This is a genomic window from Vibrio nomapromontoriensis (assembly GCF_050337205.1).
Taxonomy (GTDB): domain Bacteria; phylum Pseudomonadota; class Gammaproteobacteria; order Enterobacterales; family Vibrionaceae; genus Vibrio; species Vibrio nomapromontoriensis.
Genome location: NZ_JAKJSS010000012.1, coordinates 71,255 through 90,522, shown reverse-complemented (window position 1 = coordinate 90,522; position 19,268 = coordinate 71,255). Strand labels below are relative to the sequence as shown.

Here is a 19,268-nt window from a genome sequence, read left to right as displayed (position 1 = left end):
GCCGCTTATTACTGCGCCTTAAGAAGACGAGAACAGACTATGACGTCATTAACTATTGTTGCCAATATCATCGCTAACGAAGATAAAATTGAATTGGTTAAATCCGAATTATTAGCACTTATTGACGCAACGCGCGCCGAAGAAGGCTGCATCAATTACGACTTGCACCAAGATAATAACAACCCTGCGCACTTTACGTTTTATGAAAACTGGACGTCACCCGAGCTGTTACAAGCGCATTTGCGTAGCGCTCACATTGCGAAATACAAGACGGCAACCGAAGGTGCCGTTGCCAGCTTTACACTCAATGAGATGACTCGTATTGGGTAATGCAGTCAGAACTTCGACTACTTTTATTTCTAACGCTTTCTATTCCTAACTATTTTCATTTCGGAGATGACCATGACACATCCCATCATTGCTGATTTAGAGCAACGTTATACCGCTAAACGCTACGATGCGACAAAGCGTATCCCTCAAGACGAACTAGAGGTGATTTACGAGGCAATACGCCTATCGGCTTCATCTATTAACTCACAGCCGTGGAAGTTTATTGTCATTGAAAGCGATGAGGCTAAGCAACGCATGCACGATACGTTTGTCAACAAGCATCAATTTAATCAGCCACACATCAAAGCCGCGTCACATATTATTTTGTTCGCATACCACCCAAGCTACACCCGTGATGATTATGCAAAAGTCGTTGATAAAGGGATTGAAGATGGCCGTACGGCACCCGAACAACGTGAACAAGCCTTTGGCGGTTTTGCGTTTGCTGAATTGAACACCGATGAAACCGGCAACACGTCAACATGGACGAAAGCGCAAACCTACCTTGCGCTCGGTAATACCATGCATGTTTTAGCCCGCTTAGGTATTGATTCAACGCCTATGGAAGGCGTCGATTCAGAGATGATCACAGAGCTGTTTAGAGAGGAGTTGAGGGGTTACCAATGTGATGTTGCTTTAGCGATGGGGTATCACCATGCGGATGAAGATTACAATGCATCCCTGCCTAAATCGCGCTTAAGCCGCGAAGCCGTATTAACGGTCTTATAACCGTTTAGAGTGCCGTTACTTCCGCCAAAATAGTTAATTTGAACAATGGTTCGAATCATCCCTTAAACGATGGCTACTCTGGCGCTGTCAGTGACTTAATTGACTCTCTAATCACTAGCGAGCCCGATATTGAAATTAATTGGGCTCGTTCATTCTCTCCCAATATCCGTAGTATCGCCACCTTAACCATATTGCCCAACGGTACACTGACCGAGCTCAAGCTTGGTGATAAATACTCGCCCATATTGCTGTTGTCAAAACCTGCAATTGATATCTCTTCAGGTAATGACAAGCCTGCATTACTGAATGCACGCATGGCACCCATCGCCATATCATCATTGCAAGCCAGTATTGCTGACGGTCGTCGATCACACTCAAGTAACCGTACTGCGGCTAAATAGCCTCCTTTCAACGCCCAGTTTCCGCATTGCTCCAGTTCTTTATCAATGGGTAAACCATGTTTTTCCAATACCTCTCTATAGGCGCGATAACGCTGTTGATCTGTGCCTGAGTTTGGGTTACCACGAATAATAGCAATGCTGCGATGACCGTTTTGCACTAAGTGCTCCATCATTAAATATGCACTTTGATAATGATTGGTTGTAATCGCGTGTTGAGGGTGTTCGGAGACAGGGCGATTCAACACCATGATCGGCGTAGTGGTACGGCTAATGATTTCCCCGAGCTCTTTTTCGTTCAGATATTTTGAATAAACAATGATGCCGGCACATTTCATATCCAAAAGAAAGTTAATAGCGTCCCTTTCCTCTGCTTTACTGTGTTTCCCATCCGTCATCACTAACTGGTGGTTCGACTCTTCGCAAAATGAAGCTGCGTGATTCATCAACGTTGAAAAATAAGGGCCATCAAATAGGACGTTACTCATAACAAAACCAATGAAGTTGGTTTTCCTCATGGCAAGATTCTGCGCCAGAATATTGGGGCGATAACCCGTTTTCTGAATCGCATCAAAGACACGTTTCACAACATCTGGTCTCACGATATTTTTCCGGTTCAATACCCGAGAGACCGTCGATTTAGAAACACCAGCCTCACTGGCGACATCCAGCATCGTTACTTTCACCACCAAGACCTCTTTGTTTGATTAAAAACGCCCACTTACCGCGGGCGTACTCTGTGATTTAACGTTATGATTTAACGATATGAGTTCAGATTAACCTAAAGCGTTTCACCATTTGACGCAATCACACTTTGATACCAGCTAAATGATTTTTTCTTGGTTCTGGCAAGACTACCCGAGCCATCATTGTGCTTGTCAACGTAGATAAAGCCATAGCGTTTTTTCATTTCACCGGTGGTAAAGGAGACCAAATCAATACATCCCCACGGGGTATAACCCATCAAGTCAACACCATCAATACAGACAGCTTTTTTCATTTCGGCGATATGTTCACGCAAATAATCGATGCGGCTGTCATCTTCAATGCTGCCATTTTCCGCCACGTGATCCACCATGCCAAAGCCATTTTCTACAATAAACAATGGCACCTCATAACGCTCATATAATGATGCAAGACAGTAACGCAGGCCAGTCGGGTCGATGGGCCACCCCCAATCGCTGGATTCAATAAATGGGTTCTCAACCGAGTTTTCATGTCCCCCATCCATACTCTCTTCCGTTGATTGATGAGAGGTAGAATCCAACGTATTCGACATGTAGTAACTAAAACCAAGGTAGTCTGCTTTGCCCTGTTTAAGAATAGCTTCGTCTTCAGGATGCATCTGAATGTTGAATCCTTTCATTGCCCAGTCGCGCTTTGCATAAGCTGGGTAATGGCCGCGCACCATCACATCGGAGAATAAATACCGATCTCGCATGGCTTGCTGCGCTAACATCACATCAGCCGGTTTTGAAGAGCGTGGATAAAAAGGCACCATGGCGCACATGGCACCAATTTTCATAGCAGGGTTGATTTCATGACCTTTAGTCACCACTAACGCACTCGCGACAAATTGATGGTGAACCGCTTGATACATCGCTTCTTGTGGCCGATCATAATCTGAGAATTTCACCCCAGAGCACATCCAACCGAATAGATCTGCAGAGACGTTGGCTTGATTATTGATTTCATTAAACGTCATCCAGTACTTCACTTTATGCTTATATCGCTCCATGACCACCGTAGAATAACGAACAAAGAAGTTGATCACTTTACGATTCATCCAGCCACCATATTCTTTCGCTAGGTGGTAAGGCATCTCAAAGTGGCTCAGTGTGATAACGGGTTCAATGCCGTGCTTAATTAGCTCATCAAACATATCATCATAAAACGCCAGTCCTTCTTCACACGGCTCTAGCTCATCCCCTTTTGGAAAAATCCGTGTCCAAGCAATGCTGGTGCGAAAACATTTAAACCCCATCTCAGCAAACAACTTTATGTCATCTTTGTAACGATGATAAAAGTCTACCGCATCTTGATTCGGGTAGTGTTCACCTTCTAGCACACCGTTAGTAATACGACGCTGAACACCATGCTCTCCAGCCGTCAAAACATCCACTACACTAACGCCTTTACCATTAGCATTCCAACCGCCTTCTAGCTGATGCGCCGCAACGGCACCACCCCATAAAAAATCGCTAGGAAAATCTGTTTTCATACTTTGTTCACCAAATTAACGGAATATATCCGGAAGTACTTTTTGTGCCGGTTCGAAATAAAGTCACCCAGCCTTTAAGGTCAACACTATTTCTGAAACCGGTTTCAACAATAACAAAAACAATAAAGCGTGAGATAAGTCACACTAACAAAACGGTGCTGCGTTATTTCCTATGATGCTGCGATCGCTAGGGTTGAGCGGATTAAGAATTTGCACTGCACTCTCTAAATACAGTTATATACTCAATATACAACTCGTTTAAGGAGAAACGTTATGTTGCGAGCATTGCGGCTGCCTACCATGCTAAAAGGAATCAAAATATGGTCATCTAAGCGATTGATATGGCGAGTATTATTTATTGCTTTAATCAGTGCAGTCATCAACGCGACACAATTCTATTTCTTTTATGCACAAACCCTAGACGTCCTCGCCCAAAGACTTTCCTTTCAGTTATTACCCGAAGAATTAAATGCCGTCGCACAATCTTTACCATCCATGTATGAAGCGATGAGTAACTGGCTGCTATTGCTGCTGTTATTACAGCTAGTGCTGGCGACGTGGGCTGGCTGCTGGTTAAGCTATCGCCTATACGGACCCGTCGCTCGAATTCGCCACGCCTTAGTCGATATTTCTATGGGTAAGCTTTCTACCGTGATTCATGTTCGTGATGGTGATGAGCTCACTGACATTGCCGAAGACATCAATGACAGCTCGGCGAGACTGCAAATTGTGGTCATGAGCATGAAAGACAACCTCGATATGATAGACGGTTGCGATCTGCCCGCAGAGACCACGTTACGTCTGGAGACCATTAGAGAAAACTTAGCGTATTTTGAGACCATCAATCTGGCAGACACCGCAGCGAAACCAAATGAGCCAACGCAATAGCCGCCGGACGCTAGCCGACCTCCCCCTTGCGATTGTCATTACGATGCTCATATTAGGCTACATGCCGCCGCTTTATGCCGCTTCGAATGTTGACCCGATTGGTTTGGGCATACAACTTATTCAGCAAGGTCAACTCACTCGCGCCAAAACCCAACTCGCCACAAGAGTGCCCCCTTATCAAGGGGAGGCGTTATTTTTGGCAGCGCGTATCGCTGAGTTTGAGCATAATTGGAGCGATGCAATGTCGCTTTATCGACGCTATCTCGCTGAAGATCCTTTTAGTGTTCATCGATTAGAAGCTCGAGCCGCCTTTGCCTTGCTGCGAGTGTATCGAAATGACCCATTACTCGGTGACTACCTTGCCCTCATGCAACTACGTGATCAAAATTCGCTAGTAGAAATGCAACAAGTCAGCCTTCGTTTATCCACCAGCAATCCCTTAGAAGCTCTGGCCATAAAAGGACAACTGCTTGTCGCTCACAGCCTATTGGAATTGGCCCAGCAACCTCAACAAGCATTGCAGCATTATCTCGAGGTTATTGCTTCAACCGAAAATATGGAAGCCGATTGGTATATTCAAGCTTTGTTCGGTGCGGTATTTTCCGCGCTAAGAGACCAAAAACCAGCTCAGGCAAAACAATTTGCCAATCAACTGCAAGCTAAACTCGATTCCAGTTGGGGAAGCCGAAATAGCTTGCTTGCTCGAAGTTGGCAACAACGCCTAGACGCTATGGCGTTTATTTTTGAGTTGCAGCAAGATACTCGCACCACGCCAAGCGAGCCTTTTCTATGGGGTGTCGGCGCTCGACTATTACTGGATCACCCAGTGGGCAGCGGACAAAATTATGCGCCGGTGTGGGAAACTTTATCCGCTAACCAACTCGATGTGCAAAGTGTGACGTTGTGGATCACACAACACAGTGACTGGAACTGGTTGCGTAGTGATCTACTTCGTGGCGCACATCAGCACGGCTATATTCCCATGATCAATTATTGGTTTTTTGGCGACCAAATCAGCCCTGACTATGTACAAGCTAACCGACAGCGCTATCTCGATGAAATCAAAAACAAACTCATTCCACTATTACGCGATTTACCTCAAGCCTATTTGATCTTAGAGCCAGAATTTAATAAACAAGGCATTGAAACTTGGGATGGCTGGGATCCATTAATGTTGGAAGTCATTGCGTTAATTCGAAAGCATGCGCCACAAATTAAAGTGGGCCTTGGTCTTGGCGACTGGGATCAACCAGGCAGCACACCCAGCTATAACAGCGCGCAAAAAAGTATTGAAGCAAGCGATTTTGTCGCCAGTATGCTGATGCTCTCGAGTTACACAGAACGAGCGCACTCGGCTCCAGATTGGTCGGCCTGGATACGCGCACTTCGCCTAGGCGAGCAATTGCAAAAGCGCTTTAATAAGCCTTGGATGTTGGCTTATTTATCCATAGCCTCTCAACCTAATTGGCAAGCTCAGCAAGCCAATGAGCTGGACAAATTGACCTTCTATTTACCTATGCTACGTCAGCTCGGCTTATTTGCGCTTAATTGGTTCTCTCTTACTGATGAGCCCAATCAGACAGGATGGTTTTCTGATGCCGAACAAAGCTTTGGCTTACTTGATGCCAACTACCAGGCGAAAACAGCCCTTGCAACCTATCGACAACTTACCGCCCAAAACCACGCAAACCATTCAGCTCCACAGCTCAAACAATTCACACTAAAAAAGCAAGCTGATAACCTATTGCCTCACTGGCAGGTCGACGCAACATGGACCCACTGGAGCCGTTGGGAATTGAGGATTTCACAAGGAAGCAACACTTGGACAACTCGCGGCGCGGGGGATGGATTCAGCCTAAACTGGAACGGGCAAATGCTGCCTATTTGGGCTGAGTCGGGTACCGTTATCATTAGCTTGAAATTAAATAATCAAAGCGTCAAACACGTCACCACCTCTTGGAAACGCTCCGCCCTGTCACTCATGGACATTAACGAGCAAGTGAACCTTGCCACTTGGCATACTTGGCAAAAATTACCTTGGCGCCCCCTCGAACCGACGGTACTGGGACAACCCAACAGTGGTTCATTCGAACTGGTGGTGACGGGGCTCAACAGCCAGCGGCTTAACGGGCTCTACATCGGTTTTATCGATCAAAATGGTTTCTATCAAATGCTGTCAGCATCAGGGTATGCTTATCAAATTGGCGAAGAAACCGCCATCTATATTCCCCTGTCTGATTTTAAGCAAAGCTGGGTCAAATATGATAAGGGCATGCCAATATGGCGTAAGGAAGCAGCAGGAAGCCCGGCTATTGTTCTACAAAATAATAGCCAGCAGCCACTGTCCTTCAGAGTGAAAACCATGCAGTTTCTCCTCCCTGAAAATCAAAAATAGTGGCCCGACCGTGTTAGGTTTTATTCCCTCAACTTTGTATGCATTGACGTTAGTTCTTTTTTGATACGGCGTACTGTTCGACAATGAACGCTATCTCTTCTTCATTTAAGCAAGATTTACTGACATATTGGCGCTGTTTGCCCATATGAAAGATAAACCCTAAATCGCTTTGTTCAAGTTGGTCGATTTCATTCCAAGCAATAGAGCGGGTGTTGGCACCGTTTTTATAAGTCACACCGTTAGAGTTAACCTGCAATACGACTTTGCTACCAGAACTCCTGCTAAATGTTTGTCGCCATAGCCACCAAGTTCTCTTAAAGTAAACACTGAGCGCTTCAATAACACTCAACACAATAAAGAACCAACCAATGTAACTACTGGGCAATAGCTCAAACATAACTAAAACCGCGCCAAAAAGAAGAAAAAGTACGCCTTTTAAATAGGCTTTGGGGAATTGAGTAGGCAGACTAGTTTGATCGTAGCACTCGGCAAAAAAGGCCTTATCAAGGATGTATTCTGTGGTGAAACCAGTATCTTTAGGCATATGTGGTTACTATAACGTTTGCTGTGAATGAGTATCGAATGCTGCGATCTCGCAACTCAGGTATTGTATCCCTTCTCGGTGCTTATCCTTAGCTATTTTGCTGCTCTTTTGTAAATCAATGATACTGGCAGAAACTACTCTCTAACTACATTTGGCTAAGCTAGAAAGACAAAAATGGCAGCGTACCGATGCGATCACTGCCATTTAGTATGATTATTATGACTTGGTGTGAAGCGCTAACCCTCCCCCACAACAAACATCCATTTATACAGCAAAATAGAAAATAATTACGCTACTTTTACTGCATCAGAGCACTGGTCAGTAGAGTCAAAAAACTCATCATGTAACGCGCAAATTGCGGCGCAGTATTCTTTATTGCCCACGACAAACTGAACGTTTACATTGCGCATTGATGAATGCAGTGCAACGGGCGTAATGCCATTGTTCATTAACGCCAATACGCCCTGAGCCAAGGATTTATTAGTATCAATCTGGGAGCCAATGACGGAAATTAACGCCACCATGCGCCCTTTTATTTCTGCGCTTGGGTAACCCTTCTCAGCCTTATACAGCACTTTATTCAGACTTTCGGTGCTGCCACCAAGATAGTAAGTCATTGAGTTCGCGTTCATTTCCTTACCAATCAAGCTAACATGTGCATCGGCAATGATCTGCATAAGTTCATAGCTGACGTTATCAATCTGCCCTACCATGGCTTGATCAAACAAATGCAGTGCAAACACTTCCTCTTTACCAGCAATAATTTCAACTTTGTTCGCCGTTGGGCGGTGACCACCACTGATCAATGTACCCGGATGGTCGGGCTCAAAGGTGTTTTTTATCTGCAGTTCAATGTTGCTCTCTCGTAATCCTGCTGCGGCATTAGGATGGATCGCTTCCATCCCTAAGCTTGCAAGCTGATCCGCTACATCGTAATTGGTATGCCCAATCGGAAAGACCTTCTCGGAGCCTACCATGCGCGGATCGGCAGAGCTTAAGTGGTATTCTTTATGAATAATGGCAAGGTCAGCGTTGGTTATCGACGCAATTCGGCTAAATGTCATTTCGCTATAACCGCGATCATAGGTAGACATCAACCCTTCACTGCAAGACGCATAGCCTGTAACAATCGGCAATTCTTTGCTGACATCAATATCAGCGAAGACTTCTCGAATGTGATCATCCAGTTTTTGCGGAGTTTCTGAGTTCCACCCTGACAAATCAACAAACTTGGCATTAATGCCCATATTTTTGAGTTTCAAAGCCGTATTATATGCGCTGTGTGCCTCTCCCATCGAGGCAAGAAATTCTCGCACTTGTGGCAAATAATGACGCAATGAAAACTGGCCATACTGACACGTGTCTAGAATGTTTGAGATGCAGTTTTTTGCCTCGGAGAAACGCGAACGAATAAATTTATCCGCGCGCATGCGGCTCATCGGATCGGCAAACATATTTTCATTGGTCAAAAGCATACGCTGCTCAACATAATTTAGCGCCTCTTGCCAATTTTCATCTCGCTTAGCGACTCGCTGATAAACACCGGGCTTGCTGGTTTTTTTACACTCCAATAATGCGTCCGTCATTCCGCCGTACGCCGACACGACAAACACTCGGTTATAACGATGCTCAGGATCCGGGTGCAAAAAGATATTTTCGAGCACAGCATCAAATGCCGTCATGGAAGTACCGCCGATTTTCTCTACGGTATAAGTCATAAGGGGGCCTTAAATATAAGTATTGGTTGGTATTGAAGGAGGGAGAGTGAGGGGCTTCACCTCACTCTTCATAATGGGGTTCATCTATTAAACTAAATTGTCGTTTAGACGACTTACCCTTCTACGTGGTTTAATCAACTAAAGGATAAACGCCATTTTCGTCATGCACTTCTTTACCGGTAATAGGTGGATTAAATACACAAGCCATCACCATTTCCGTGCCCTTATAAGCTCGCAAGTAGTGTTCATCATTCTTATCGAGAATGTACAGTGTACCGGGTTTTATCGGGTACGTTTTTCCATCCACAACTTCAATTTCACCTTCGCCACTCATACAGTAAACCGACTCTAGGTGGTTTTGATAATGAATGTGCGTCTCGGTATTCTCGTAGATCGTAGTGATATGGAACGAGAAGCCCATCTTGTCATCTTTGAGCAACATACGGACACTTTCCCACGTTTCCGATGCTACTCTACGCTCGCTATCGCGACACTCATCTAATGTTCTTACTATCATCTTTTACTTCCTTGATTAAGATGCTTTTTTAAAGCGTTTCGCGACAACTGACTCAACCGCATTTTCAAAAATAGACAGACCTTGATTCAATTCAGCCTGTGTAATCGTCAGTGGGCAAAAGAACTTCACCACCTCATCATTTGGGCCCGCGGTTTCGATTACCATACCGTTATCGAAACAAGCTTTTGCGATATCACTCGCTAGATCGCCGTTGTGGCACTCAATACCAATCATCATTCCGCGCCCTTTTTGCTGAACAAAAAGCTGTGGATGACGTTGTAAGTTGCGTTGAATAACGTCTGATACGGCTTCAGAGCAGCGGGCGATATGGGTTTCGAGTTGATTATTTGACCAGTAGGTCTCAAGCGCTTTGGTTGCTGTCACAAATGCATGGTTGTTACCGCGGAAAGTGCCGTTGTGTTCACCCGGCTTCCAAATATCCAGCTCAGGGCTAAGTAGTACCACTGCCATTGGTAGTCCATAACCACCTATCGATTTAGAGAGCGTAACCATATCTGGCTTAATACCCGCAGGTTCAAAGCTAAAGAACGTTCCCGTGCGACCGCAACCAGCTTGGATGTCGTCGATGATCAATAAAATGTCATTCTGTTTACAGATTTTGCTTAAACGCTGTAGCCACGTGTTAGACGCGACGTTCAAGCCACCCTCACCTTGTACCGTTTCCATCAGCACAGCGGCAGGTTTGTCCATTCCAGCCGAATTATCATTCAACATGGTTTCAAAAAGCTTCAGGCCATCAATGTCAGCGTAGCCTTCAAATGGAATGCGCGTAACATTATTTAAACTCATCCCCGCACCCTGACGGTGATGTTGATTCCCCGTTGCCGCTAAAGCACCAGCCGTACAACCGTGAAAGCCATTAGTAAAAGCTACAATCGAGCTACGCCCTGTAACTTTACGCGCCAGTTTAAGGGCAGCTTCTACAGCATTGGTGCCCGTTGGGCCTGTAAATTGAACCTTATAATCCAGCTCTCTGGGAGCCAAAATATAACGCTGAAGTGCCGTTAAAAAATCGGCTTTGGCGTCTGAATGCATATCGAGGCCGTGTGTAATGCCATCTTTCTCAATGTATTCAAGTAACGCTTGTTTAAATACTGGGTTGTTATGGCCATAGTTCAGTGATCCTGCACCAGCAAGAAAATCTAGATAACGCTCCCCGTTGTCAGTTTCTAGCCAGCACCCTTTTGCCTTGGTGAACATAACTGGAAAGCTGTTTGAGTAAGACCGTACTTTCGATTCTTGCTTGTTAAAAATATCCATGATAGACCGTTTAATTTCCTATTTTTTGAGTGTTTTTCAGCGGGATTCGATACAAGAATTCTGTGTCGTGCTCCCCCTTAAAATGAATTTGTTCATCTAGAAATGTACTGACTTCACCTTGTAACCCTTGTTGCGAATCAAGTTTTTTAAACAATGCCCATGATGCGCTATTTTCTTTGGTGATCGTGGTTTCCACTGCAACAACAGAGCGAAGCAAATCTCGACTGAGTAATTGAGTCAGCATGTCGAACGCGAGTCCTTTTCCGCGATATTTCGGTGAAACTGCGACTTGCCAAACAAATAATGTCGCAGGATCGTCTGGTTTTCGGTAAGCCGAAATGAAACCAGCAATGTCATCGCCATAGCGTGCGATAACACAAGTTCGACTAAAATGCGTGGATTGAAGAAAATTGCAGTATGACGAGTTTACGTCTAGGGGCGGGCAGGCGGCAATAAGGCCAAAAATATCATTACCATCATCGCCAGTCGGTTCTAAAAACGTCCATTCCTTACTTGGTTTTTCACTCGTTTCGGGATACATCACCCAAGGTGCTGATGTAATCATGCGCAGATACATTTCCTTTGTACTCTAAGTAAAAATTCGCCTTTATTAGTTCATAATTAGAGAGCCAAATCAAAATTAGACGCTTTAAAACCCAAAAAATGTGAGCAACAACACACAAATTAAATATATGCATGCACAAAAACCCATCCAGATGTGATTAGAACTCTAATCTTTTTTCAATCACCCATCTGTATACTTTTAGTAAAAACATAAACAAACAAGAGGTAAATAGCTTAAAGATCAACCCAAAAACAATGGTGTTTTTAGTGCATGTAAATTTGAGAAAAGAGCTTTCAAACACGCTGGGATTAACGCTAAAAAACAACCACCATCCGCGTAACTTGGGTGTGGCTAGAGAGCGTTTTTGAGAGGAATAGGCAAAAGGTAATGAACATCGAGGCGAATAATCAAGCTATAACATGGTCATGCGCATTCACATTTACGGCTAGGCACATCATAGCTTGATGAAGGGAATGGGGGGTTATAACGCGGCAAGTTGCGCTTTTCTATCCTTGTTCACCACACAAAAATTACCACGTTTTGTACGACATTTAGAGCAACGCTCGCATTCAACTGGTGAGCGATCGCCGGTTTGCCAACGCTTAATCAGGTGTGGTTCAGAGAGAAGTGGTCTCGATAACGCAAAATATTGAATATTGGTATTGGTAGCGATCGCATCAATTGCGTTGAGCTCCGTTAAGCCACCTACCGTAATCACTGGCACGCTCACTTCTTGACTGATGACATCACCATATTCATGAAAATACCCTTCTGCTTGAATGGTGTAGCCATCATAAGATTGCCCAATCATGGTGTCGGCTTTACCGTGAACATTGCCTGAAATAATAATGGCATCTACACCGACTTGCTCAAGTGCTTTACAGATTTTACGTGTGTCATTAAAGGTTAAACCACCAGCAAAAAACTCCGAAGCCGTTAGCTTTACAAGTATCGGGAAAGCGTCTCCAACCCGTTGTCTTGTTTGTTGATAAATTTCTAGCAAAAATCGCATACGATTATCTAAACTGCCACCATATTCATCGTCACGCTGGTTGTAGTAAGGGCTAAGAAATTGATTAATCAGGTACGTGTGCGCAGCATGAATTTCAATCCCATCAAAACCAGATTGTTTCGCCCTCAATGCGGCTTCGGAAAACGCTTGAACAATGTAGTCAATATCTGATTTTGTCATCGCGATGCCCGGAGTTTTCGTTCCCATTTCAGGTACATCACTCGGTGCGAAAATGACGCGTTCGCCAACATTGTAGGTCGTCTTCGTACCACCGTAAGCCAATTGCATAATAATTTTTGAGCCGTGATAATGTACACGTTCAGTGAGCTTTTTGTACTCATCAATAAAGGAATCATTGTAGATACCCATCATCCCTGCATTGGGCTTTTCTTCCTCAACAATGTTGGCATAACCGGTAACAATCAGCCCCACTTCACCTTGTGCTAACTCTTCATAAATAGCGTATAACTTATCGGTCATATGACCCGTTTCCGTCGCCATATTTTCCCATGTTGCGCTACGGATAAAGCGGTTTTTCAACGTCATGTTGCCAAGGCGCGTTTCTGTAAACAAAATACTCATTTCTTCTTCTCACGTTCGATCTTTCGCCCTACCTCTCTTTTTTCATACAAAGAGAACAAAAAGGACAAAAAGAGCGACCATTCACATAGATGGCAACTCTTTTTGTCCTTTTGTGTACGAGGTTAAAGGCTTACAGTTATTTTCGAGGGCGATCATAGCGGCAATAGCCTCAATGAGACTTAATCTAGATTAAGATCACGTAAACTATTACCTAAGTGGATGAAGAGAAAGATGCAGTATTTATACAAGATTGAAGGAAGTTAAACCCAATCAATCCGACTGGGTTTAACTGCTAGAATCTAAACCCTAGTAAGAAGCTAACCGTTGTAGAATCCATGCCTGTAGGCTCTTGTTTGCCTTCGATTTTCAATGTTTCAATGCCACCAAAAGTAGCATGAACGTTAAATACGAGGCGTTCTGAAATAGGGTATCCAAGTCCTAAAAACGGTAAACTTTTCCGCTCTGTCTGTTTATAGAGCTCATAACCTATTGTCTCTTCCTGTGGCGTCCCCACCCCTACCTTACCATAGGCATCCCCACTCATATCCAGCACCATCTGTGTGACACCAAATTTAATAGATAATCCCTCTAAAGCAGTCTCGGAAAATTGATACCCCACATAAAGTGTTCCTAATTGGCTTGAACGCTTTTTGGTATAAGTACCATTAGTTAAAAATATGTCACTATAAGACCCACTTTCGTAATTCTCAGTCGTACTTAAATTAATCTGAGCACCAAGCACGTAGTTGTCGTACACCACCCCTTCAATACCTGCGGCAAAAGATTTATTGGTATCCACACCTGCATTAAATTGAAAATTGTAAGCACTAGCAGGCGCGCTCATTATTAACAGGGTCAGCGGTAAGCTGAGTTTATAAAGTTTCACTCTTTAATCCTTTAATCATTGACTACCTGTTACTGGGAGCCTATAGAAATTAGCGCTTATGTCGTCAAATTATAGCGTACATTCAATGTTAAAAAGAACTACAAATACCAATTATCTGTATGAATCTACAACTGATTCTGTTCCACTTTTAACGACTCACACCTTCATCTTCACGTTGCTGGAAAGCCGTTAATAAGTAATCGATAAACACCTTTTTCCGCTTAGGCATGAGCTTTCTCTCTGCATAGACAAGACTCACCGACACCTCTGGCATCTTGTAGTCGGGTAACAAACTAATAAGCCGCCCTGCTTGAATATGTTCCCGACAAATAAACTCTGGTAATACTGCCATCCCCAAGCCATCAATACACGCTGTTAAACAAGCACTGATCGTATTGACCCTCAGTTGGTAAGGCAGATCAATTTGCACCGATTCGCCACCTTCCAATTGCAAGTGCCATTTGGGTAAGCGCGCCGCTTTGTTAAAGACTTCAATCATTTTATGCGGTGAGGTCAAATCCTGATGAGTGCTAACTTGACCAAATTGAGCTAAATATTGTGGGCTCGCCACCAATACTCGTGATGACGTAGTCAAGTAGCGAGACACCAAACTCGAATCAACCAGCTCACCAATTTGAGCATACAAATCGACCCCTTCACCAATGACGTCCACCTCACGATTAGTCAGTTCCAAATGCATGGTGACATGAGGGTAGGCCTTTAAAAATCCGTGAATATAAGACGCAAGTACCTGATGGCCGAGCTCAACCGGTAGCACCACATTCAGCTTTCCTCGAACTAAATCTTGACTCGAAGATACTTGGATCTCGGCTTGATTCATGATTTCTAGCATCTGAACACTCGACTGATAAAACTGCTCGCCTTCCGGGGTTAGCACCAAACTTCGCGTCGATCGCGTGATCAACCTCACACCTAAATGCTCTTCTAGTTCAGCCAGTTTTCTACTTACTGTTGATTTTGTCATATTCAAAAGTTCAGCTGCATGAGTAAAACTACCACAATCAACAACTTGAGTGAAAACACTCACCGCATTTAAATCCATAGAGCTTCTCCATACCATTAATTAGTAAGAATCTTGCAACAGTGTTTCTCTTTTTTCCCATCTTATCAATTAATGGGAATCATTTACAATTCGTTACACCTAAGACCAACACAATGAGTAACGCTATGACCGACAACACCCCTACCTCTCCAGTAACCGCTAAGAAAAAACGTAATAAAGCACCGCTGATTGCCACTGCGGTAATGCTGTCACTGGGTTTACTAGGAAGTGTCTATTGGTTTGGTTACGGTCAGTACTTTGAATCAACAGATAACGCCTACCTGCAAGGTGATATTACTAATATTAGTCCTAAGGTTTCTGGCTACATAGTGAAGTCCTACGTCACTGACAACCAATTAGTGAAAAAAGGCGATCTGCTGGTTCAAATTGATGATCGCGATTATCAGGCGACACTCGATCAAGCCAACGCGCATTTGTCCGTCGTCCAATCTAGCGTGCACAACCTTATCGCTCAGCAAACTCTACAACGCAGCCAAATTTCCCAAGCAGAAAGCCGCGTCGATTCAGCGCAAGCGGAATACGACCGTGCTCTACAGCAATCGGCTCGCTCTCGTAGTCTTCATCAGCGAAATTACGCCTCACAAGATGAAGTAGACAGTATGCTGGCACAACAAAAAGTCGCCCTCGCCGCCCTAGAGGAAGCCAAAGCGAATGTCGTTGCTAGCCATGATCAGATGGGGGTCATCGCCAGTGAAATTGGGCAAGCGAAAGCCTCGGTAACCGAGGCGAAAGCACAAGTAGAGCAAGCACAACTCAACCTTGATTACACCAAAGTATACGCACCGACAGACGGCATTATTGGCAAGCGTAGCGTACGAGAAGGCTTGCTTGTTCAGTCTGGTGCGCCGCTAATGAGCCTAGTGCCGAGCAATAATGTTTGGATAGAAGCTAACTTTAAAGAGACCCAACTGAACGGCATTCATAAAGGCCAAAGCGTTGAAGTTGAACTCGATGCGTTTCCAGGTCAACCTCTTAAAGGGGTGGTCGACAGTTTTTCTCCGGCTACCGGTGCTAAATTTGCCCTACTTCCACCAGAAAACGCGACTGGCAACTTTACCAAAATCGTGCAACGTGTTCCGGTGAAAATCATCATCACCGATCAACAGCAATTACAAGACCGCTTGTTACCGGGCTTGTCTGTTGTCGCCACGATTGACACGAGAGGCTAACCAATGAGTAATACCGTCACCATCGCCTCTGACGCCCAAAGTGACAACCGACATGGCGAAGTCTCTACCCGCGATTGGATAGCCCTATTTGGCGGGTTAATTGGCGCGTTCATGGCTATCTTAGATATCCAAATCACCAACTCGTCGCTCAAAGATATTCAGGGGGCGCTCTCCGCAACGCTGGACGAAGCGTCATGGATTTCGACCTCCTACTTAGTCGCTGAAATGATCGCCATCCCTCTAAGTGGTTGGTTATCAAAAGCGCTAGGTAAACGCCGATACCTCACGTGGACCACCACCATTTTTACCTTGTCATCATTGCTCTGTTCATTCTCATGGAATATGACCTCAATGATTGTCTTCCGCGCCATGCAGGGCTTTAGTGGCGGCGCATTAATTCCACTCGCATTTTCACTAGTGATCCAACTGCTGCCAATCAACAAACGAGCCGTGGGTATGGCGCTGTTTGGCGTCACCGCCACCTTCGCCCCTTCCATTGGGCCAACCTTTGGTGGCTGGTTAACAGAAAACCTGTCATGGCACTACATTTTTTACATCAATATTCCTCCCGCTCTACTTGTGATATCGATGATTCGTTACGGGCTAGACGATGAAAATCTCGACCTAGGCACACTTAAAAAAGCCGACTGGTTCGGGATTATCACTATGGCATTGGGCTTAGGGTGTTTAGAGGTCGTGTTGGAAGAAGGCAACAGAGAAGAGTGGTTTAGCTCCGGCTTCATCATTGGCTTGAGTATTATCTCTGCCGTCAGCTTAGTCTACTTTGTGATTAATGAGCTGCAACATAAAAAGCCACTAGTCAACCTGAGGCTACTGAAAGACGGTCAGTTTGCTATGTCATGCTTAGCCTATTTGATTTTGGGGATGGCACTGCTTGGATCAATCTATGTATTACCGATGTACTTAACACAAATTCAGCAATATAACGCGATGGAGATTGGTGAAGTACTCATGTGGATGGGCTTTCCGCAGTTGCTTATCTTTCCACTGGTACCAAAACTTACGCAGATAATTAAACCGAAGTACTTGGTCACGTTTGGCTTTGCTATGTTTGGCTTTAGCTGTTACGTCAATACGCACATGACCGTGGATTTTGGCGGGCAACAATTGATTCTATCCATGCTACTTCGCGCCATTGGCAGCCCATTTATTATGGTGCCGCTATCGTTGGTAGCAATGAAAAACATCAGCAAAATGGATACACCAGATGCCTCCACCCTAACCAACGTGATGCGAAACCTTGGTGGAGCGTTCAGCATTGCTATCATCGCGACCCTGTTAGATAACAAAACCCGTGAGCACTTAGGACACATTAAAGAGTCTCTGCCAAGCGTGAGCCAACTTGGCTGGCAAACCCTACATCAGCAGCAAGCCTTTTTTATGCAATCTGGAAGCGATGCGGCCACTGCAATGCACCAAGCGCAAGCAAGCCTACTGGCAACCATGCAACGCGATGCCGCAATCATGGCTTATAATGATGTGTTCTTAATGATGACGGCATTTCTCGCCTTTGCAGCGATGCTAATTCTTAATATGAAAGATTAACGGTACTAGCAACCAGCAAAATACCCTATGTATCGTTAGTGTACTCTTTGCATGAATTAACCGTATCATCCCAAGGACTAGTCGGTCATCTTTTAATCAACTACATTTAGCCAAAAATAGGCGGGATCTCTAACGCACCAAAATTATAACGATCTGAATGCTTAGTTCCCGTCAAACCTAGCGCATCACGAATGGCTAAGTTGACATGTTGATTAGTCAAGTACTGGCCATTTTCGTCATCCCTTTGCAGAGTCGTTAAGTTCATTTTATGTGGGTAGTGACCGCTGTCTGTAGTTCCGATAACACGGTTCCCCCATGGCTTGTTATTCCCCATCACCATGATGCTGCCTACTTTCCAATGATCTTTCCCTGCGCCAGCGTTGTATAGCGGTGTACGGCTAAATTCCGAACCCACAACAACCATCAATTGATCACTAATTCCTAAGCTCTCTGCGCAGCTCCAGATATAATCAAGGGTATCATTTAAATGAGACAGCCGAGAGGTTTGCGATGCATCGTTATTACTGTGTGTATCATACCCTCCCTGATCGATATCAGCAGATAAAGCTTGACCACTCGCAAACGCTGCCATAATAACCCTCGCTGTATCACTAGGGCCGGACGGTAGGTTCATGTAGGTTTGATAGAAGTTCGTAAAGGACTTCCCATCTGATGAAAAATCAACCAGACGATCAACCAATTGCTTGTCTTGGATTAACAACTGACCGCCATTACTCAAACGCCTTAATCTTGCATCTCTGGCACGAGTAAGTAAATCATAGTCAGTATCACCGATTAATTTGTAGTGATCTCTACCAGCGTTAGTTTGATACGGATTAAGCTGTGGCTCTGCTGCTCGGCGGAGGTTATCTTTAAAACTACCAGACACCGTCGTCACCTGAACCAGCCCTACACTATTGTGATACTGGGAGCCCGATATATATGGCATCCCTGCATCAATATCTTGAGAAGCGGCGGATATCGCCGCGACGGTAGGGTGGCTATCTCCCGTCATCCCAGACGAAAAAGCCCGTCGTCCAGATACATGTCCCACCGTAGTCAGATCTAAGCCATTAATGACACAAATCTTCTGAGCATGCTTTTCAAAGAAGTTGGCGTTATTCCCAATTGGTGCATAAGCAATATTCCCTGCCTTTTGAGTTCTTTGGGTTGTTGACCAATTGGTAATTGCTGGTTTCCCGGCAACATTCTCCTTTGGATCGCAATAATAGGTCACATCCCAGCCACCACTGGCTGTAATGTACAGCAAAAACTGCTTTGTTGAACCACTGGTATTGGCGAGCAACGATGCAGGCATCGAAGCGGTGGCCGCAGCAAGACCTAAGGTTTTGATAAAATCTCGTCTGTTCATCTTTAGCTCCA

At 44.7% G+C, this 19,268-nt stretch carries 17 protein-coding genes; 6 read left to right on the top strand and 11 right to left on the bottom strand.

Going from position 1 to position 19,268, the window contains the following annotated elements:
* Positions 1-39: 39 nt before the first annotated feature.
* Entirely contained in the window at positions 40-330 is a 291-nt protein-coding gene (locus L4D05_RS16325) for a putative quinol monooxygenase (RefSeq protein ID WP_265674347.1), read from the top strand.
* 72 nt (positions 331-402) lie between these two features.
* Positions 403-1,059: a nitroreductase family protein gene (locus L4D05_RS16320; RefSeq protein WP_428794643.1), complete on the top strand. Its 657-nt coding sequence runs from the start codon at positions 403-405 to the stop codon at positions 1,057-1,059.
* A gap of 73 nt (positions 1,060-1,132) precedes the next feature.
* On the opposite strand, the gene L4D05_RS16315 is transcribed toward L4D05_RS16320, so the two are convergent.
* Both L4D05_RS16315 and L4D05_RS16310 read right to left on the bottom strand, forming a co-directional pair.
* Entirely contained in the window at positions 1,133-2,131 is a 999-nt protein-coding gene (locus tag L4D05_RS16315) for a LacI family DNA-binding transcriptional regulator (RefSeq protein ID WP_428794711.1), read from the bottom strand.
* A gap of 107 nt (positions 2,132-2,238) precedes the next feature.
* Positions 2,239-3,678 carry a 6-phospho-beta-glucosidase gene (locus tag L4D05_RS16310; RefSeq protein ID WP_428794642.1) on the bottom strand — a complete coding sequence of 480 codons (1,440 nt, stop codon included), beginning with the start codon at positions 3,676-3,678 and terminating at the stop codon, positions 2,239-2,241.
* A gap of 273 nt (positions 3,679-3,951) precedes the next feature.
* Here L4D05_RS16310 and L4D05_RS16305 point away from each other — a divergent pair, with 273 nt between their 5' ends.
* The gene (locus L4D05_RS16305) at positions 3,952-4,566 is read left to right on the top strand and encodes a HAMP domain-containing protein (protein WP_428752074.1); all 615 of its coding nucleotides are present in this window, start codon (positions 3,952-3,954) and stop codon (positions 4,564-4,566) included.
* Entirely contained in the window at positions 4,550-6,961 is a 2,412-nt protein-coding gene (locus tag L4D05_RS16300) for a tetratricopeptide repeat protein (protein WP_428794641.1), read from the top strand. Before L4D05_RS16305 ends, L4D05_RS16300 begins: the two co-directional genes overlap by 17 nt.
* A 49-nt stretch (positions 6,962-7,010) precedes the next feature.
* Here L4D05_RS16300 and L4D05_RS16295 read toward each other — a convergent pair whose 3' ends face one another.
* The 8 genes from L4D05_RS16295 to L4D05_RS16260 form a co-directional block, all read right to left on the bottom strand.
* Complete coding sequence (locus tag L4D05_RS16295; protein WP_428794640.1) at positions 7,011-7,505, bottom strand: YcxB family protein; 495 nt, start codon at positions 7,503-7,505, stop codon at positions 7,011-7,013.
* Positions 7,506-7,792: 287 nt separating this feature from the next.
* Complete coding sequence (locus L4D05_RS16290) at positions 7,793-9,223, bottom strand: aspartate kinase (RefSeq protein ID WP_428794639.1); 1,431 nt, start codon at positions 9,221-9,223, stop codon at positions 7,793-7,795.
* Positions 9,224-9,353: 130 nt separating this feature from the next.
* The gene (locus L4D05_RS16285) at positions 9,354-9,740 is read right to left on the bottom strand and encodes an ectoine synthase (protein WP_265675755.1); all 387 of its coding nucleotides are present in this window, start codon (positions 9,738-9,740) and stop codon (positions 9,354-9,356) included.
* A gap of 15 nt (positions 9,741-9,755) precedes the next feature.
* On the bottom strand, positions 9,756-11,021 hold the full coding sequence (gene ectB / locus L4D05_RS16280; protein WP_428794638.1) for a diaminobutyrate--2-oxoglutarate transaminase: 1,266 nt from the start codon (positions 11,019-11,021) through the stop codon (positions 9,756-9,758).
* Between the two features lie 10 nt (positions 11,022-11,031).
* Positions 11,032-11,586, bottom strand: coding sequence for a diaminobutyrate acetyltransferase (ectA, locus tag L4D05_RS16275; protein ID WP_428794637.1), 555 nt, complete (start codon positions 11,584-11,586; stop codon positions 11,032-11,034).
* A gap of 481 nt (positions 11,587-12,067) precedes the next feature.
* Positions 12,068-13,180, bottom strand: a complete 1,113-nt coding sequence (locus tag L4D05_RS16270; protein ID WP_428794636.1) for an NADH:flavin oxidoreductase — start codon at positions 13,178-13,180, stop codon at positions 12,068-12,070.
* 292 nt (positions 13,181-13,472) lie between these two features.
* Positions 13,473-14,066 carry a hypothetical protein gene (locus L4D05_RS16265; protein WP_428794635.1) on the bottom strand — a complete coding sequence of 198 codons (594 nt, stop codon included), beginning with the start codon at positions 14,064-14,066 and terminating at the stop codon, positions 13,473-13,475.
* A gap of 148 nt (positions 14,067-14,214) precedes the next feature.
* Entirely contained in the window at positions 14,215-15,129 is a 915-nt protein-coding gene (locus L4D05_RS16260) for a LysR family transcriptional regulator (RefSeq protein WP_428794634.1), read from the bottom strand.
* A 125-nt stretch (positions 15,130-15,254) separates the two neighbouring features.
* On the opposite strand from L4D05_RS16260, the gene L4D05_RS16255 reads away from it, so the two are divergent.
* Together L4D05_RS16255 and L4D05_RS16250 are read left to right on the top strand one after the other, a co-directional pair.
* On the top strand, positions 15,255-16,319 hold the full coding sequence (locus L4D05_RS16255; RefSeq protein ID WP_428794710.1) for an HlyD family secretion protein: 1,065 nt from the start codon (positions 15,255-15,257) through the stop codon (positions 16,317-16,319).
* Positions 16,320-16,322: 3 nt separating this feature from the next.
* Positions 16,323-17,885 (top strand): DHA2 family efflux MFS transporter permease subunit, encoded by a 1,563-nt coding sequence (locus tag L4D05_RS16250; RefSeq protein ID WP_428794633.1) that lies wholly within the window; start codon positions 16,323-16,325, stop codon positions 17,883-17,885.
* 106 nt (positions 17,886-17,991) lie between these two features.
* On the opposite strand, the gene L4D05_RS16245 is transcribed toward L4D05_RS16250, so the two are convergent.
* Positions 17,992-19,257, bottom strand: coding sequence for a DUF1501 domain-containing protein (locus L4D05_RS16245; RefSeq protein ID WP_428794632.1), 1,266 nt, complete (start codon positions 19,255-19,257; stop codon positions 17,992-17,994).
* Positions 19,258-19,268: the final 11 nt, after the last annotated feature.

Coding starts and splice junctions, on each gene's coding strand:
- L4D05_RS16325 (WP_265674347.1), top strand. CDS start 40: ATGACGTCATTAACTATTGTTGCCAATATCATCGCTAACGAAGATAAA.
- L4D05_RS16320 (WP_428794643.1), top strand. CDS start 403: ATGACACATCCCATCATTGCTGATTTAGAGCAACGTTATACCGCTAAA.
- L4D05_RS16315 (WP_428794711.1), bottom strand. CDS start 2,131: ATGCTGGATGTCGCCAGTGAGGCTGGTGTTTCTAAATCGACGGTCTCT.
- L4D05_RS16310 (WP_428794642.1), bottom strand. CDS start 3,678: ATGAAAACAGATTTTCCTAGCGATTTTTTATGGGGTGGTGCCGTTGCG.
- L4D05_RS16305 (WP_428752074.1), top strand. CDS start 3,952: ATGTTGCGAGCATTGCGGCTGCCTACCATGCTAAAAGGAATCAAAATA.
- L4D05_RS16300 (WP_428794641.1), top strand. CDS start 4,550: ATGAGCCAACGCAATAGCCGCCGGACGCTAGCCGACCTCCCCCTTGCG.
- L4D05_RS16295 (WP_428794640.1), bottom strand. CDS start 7,505: ATGCCTAAAGATACTGGTTTCACCACAGAATACATCCTTGATAAGGCC.
- L4D05_RS16290 (WP_428794639.1), bottom strand. CDS start 9,223: ATGACTTATACCGTAGAGAAAATCGGCGGTACTTCCATGACGGCATTT.
- L4D05_RS16285 (WP_265675755.1), bottom strand. CDS start 9,740: ATGATAGTAAGAACATTAGATGAGTGTCGCGATAGCGAGCGTAGAGTA.
- ectB (WP_428794638.1), bottom strand. CDS start 11,021: ATGGATATTTTTAACAAGCAAGAATCGAAAGTACGGTCTTACTCAAAC.
- ectA (WP_428794637.1), bottom strand. CDS start 11,586: ATGATTACATCAGCACCTTGGGTGATGTATCCCGAAACGAGTGAAAAA.
- L4D05_RS16270 (WP_428794636.1), bottom strand. CDS start 13,180: ATGAGTATTTTGTTTACAGAAACGCGCCTTGGCAACATGACGTTGAAA.
- L4D05_RS16260 (WP_428794634.1), bottom strand. CDS start 15,129: ATGGATTTAAATGCGGTGAGTGTTTTCACTCAAGTTGTTGATTGTGGT.
- L4D05_RS16255 (WP_428794710.1), top strand. CDS start 15,255: ATGACCGACAACACCCCTACCTCTCCAGTAACCGCTAAGAAAAAACGT.
- L4D05_RS16250 (WP_428794633.1), top strand. CDS start 16,323: ATGAGTAATACCGTCACCATCGCCTCTGACGCCCAAAGTGACAACCGA.
- L4D05_RS16245 (WP_428794632.1), bottom strand. CDS start 19,257: ATGAACAGACGAGATTTTATCAAAACCTTAGGTCTTGCTGCGGCCACC.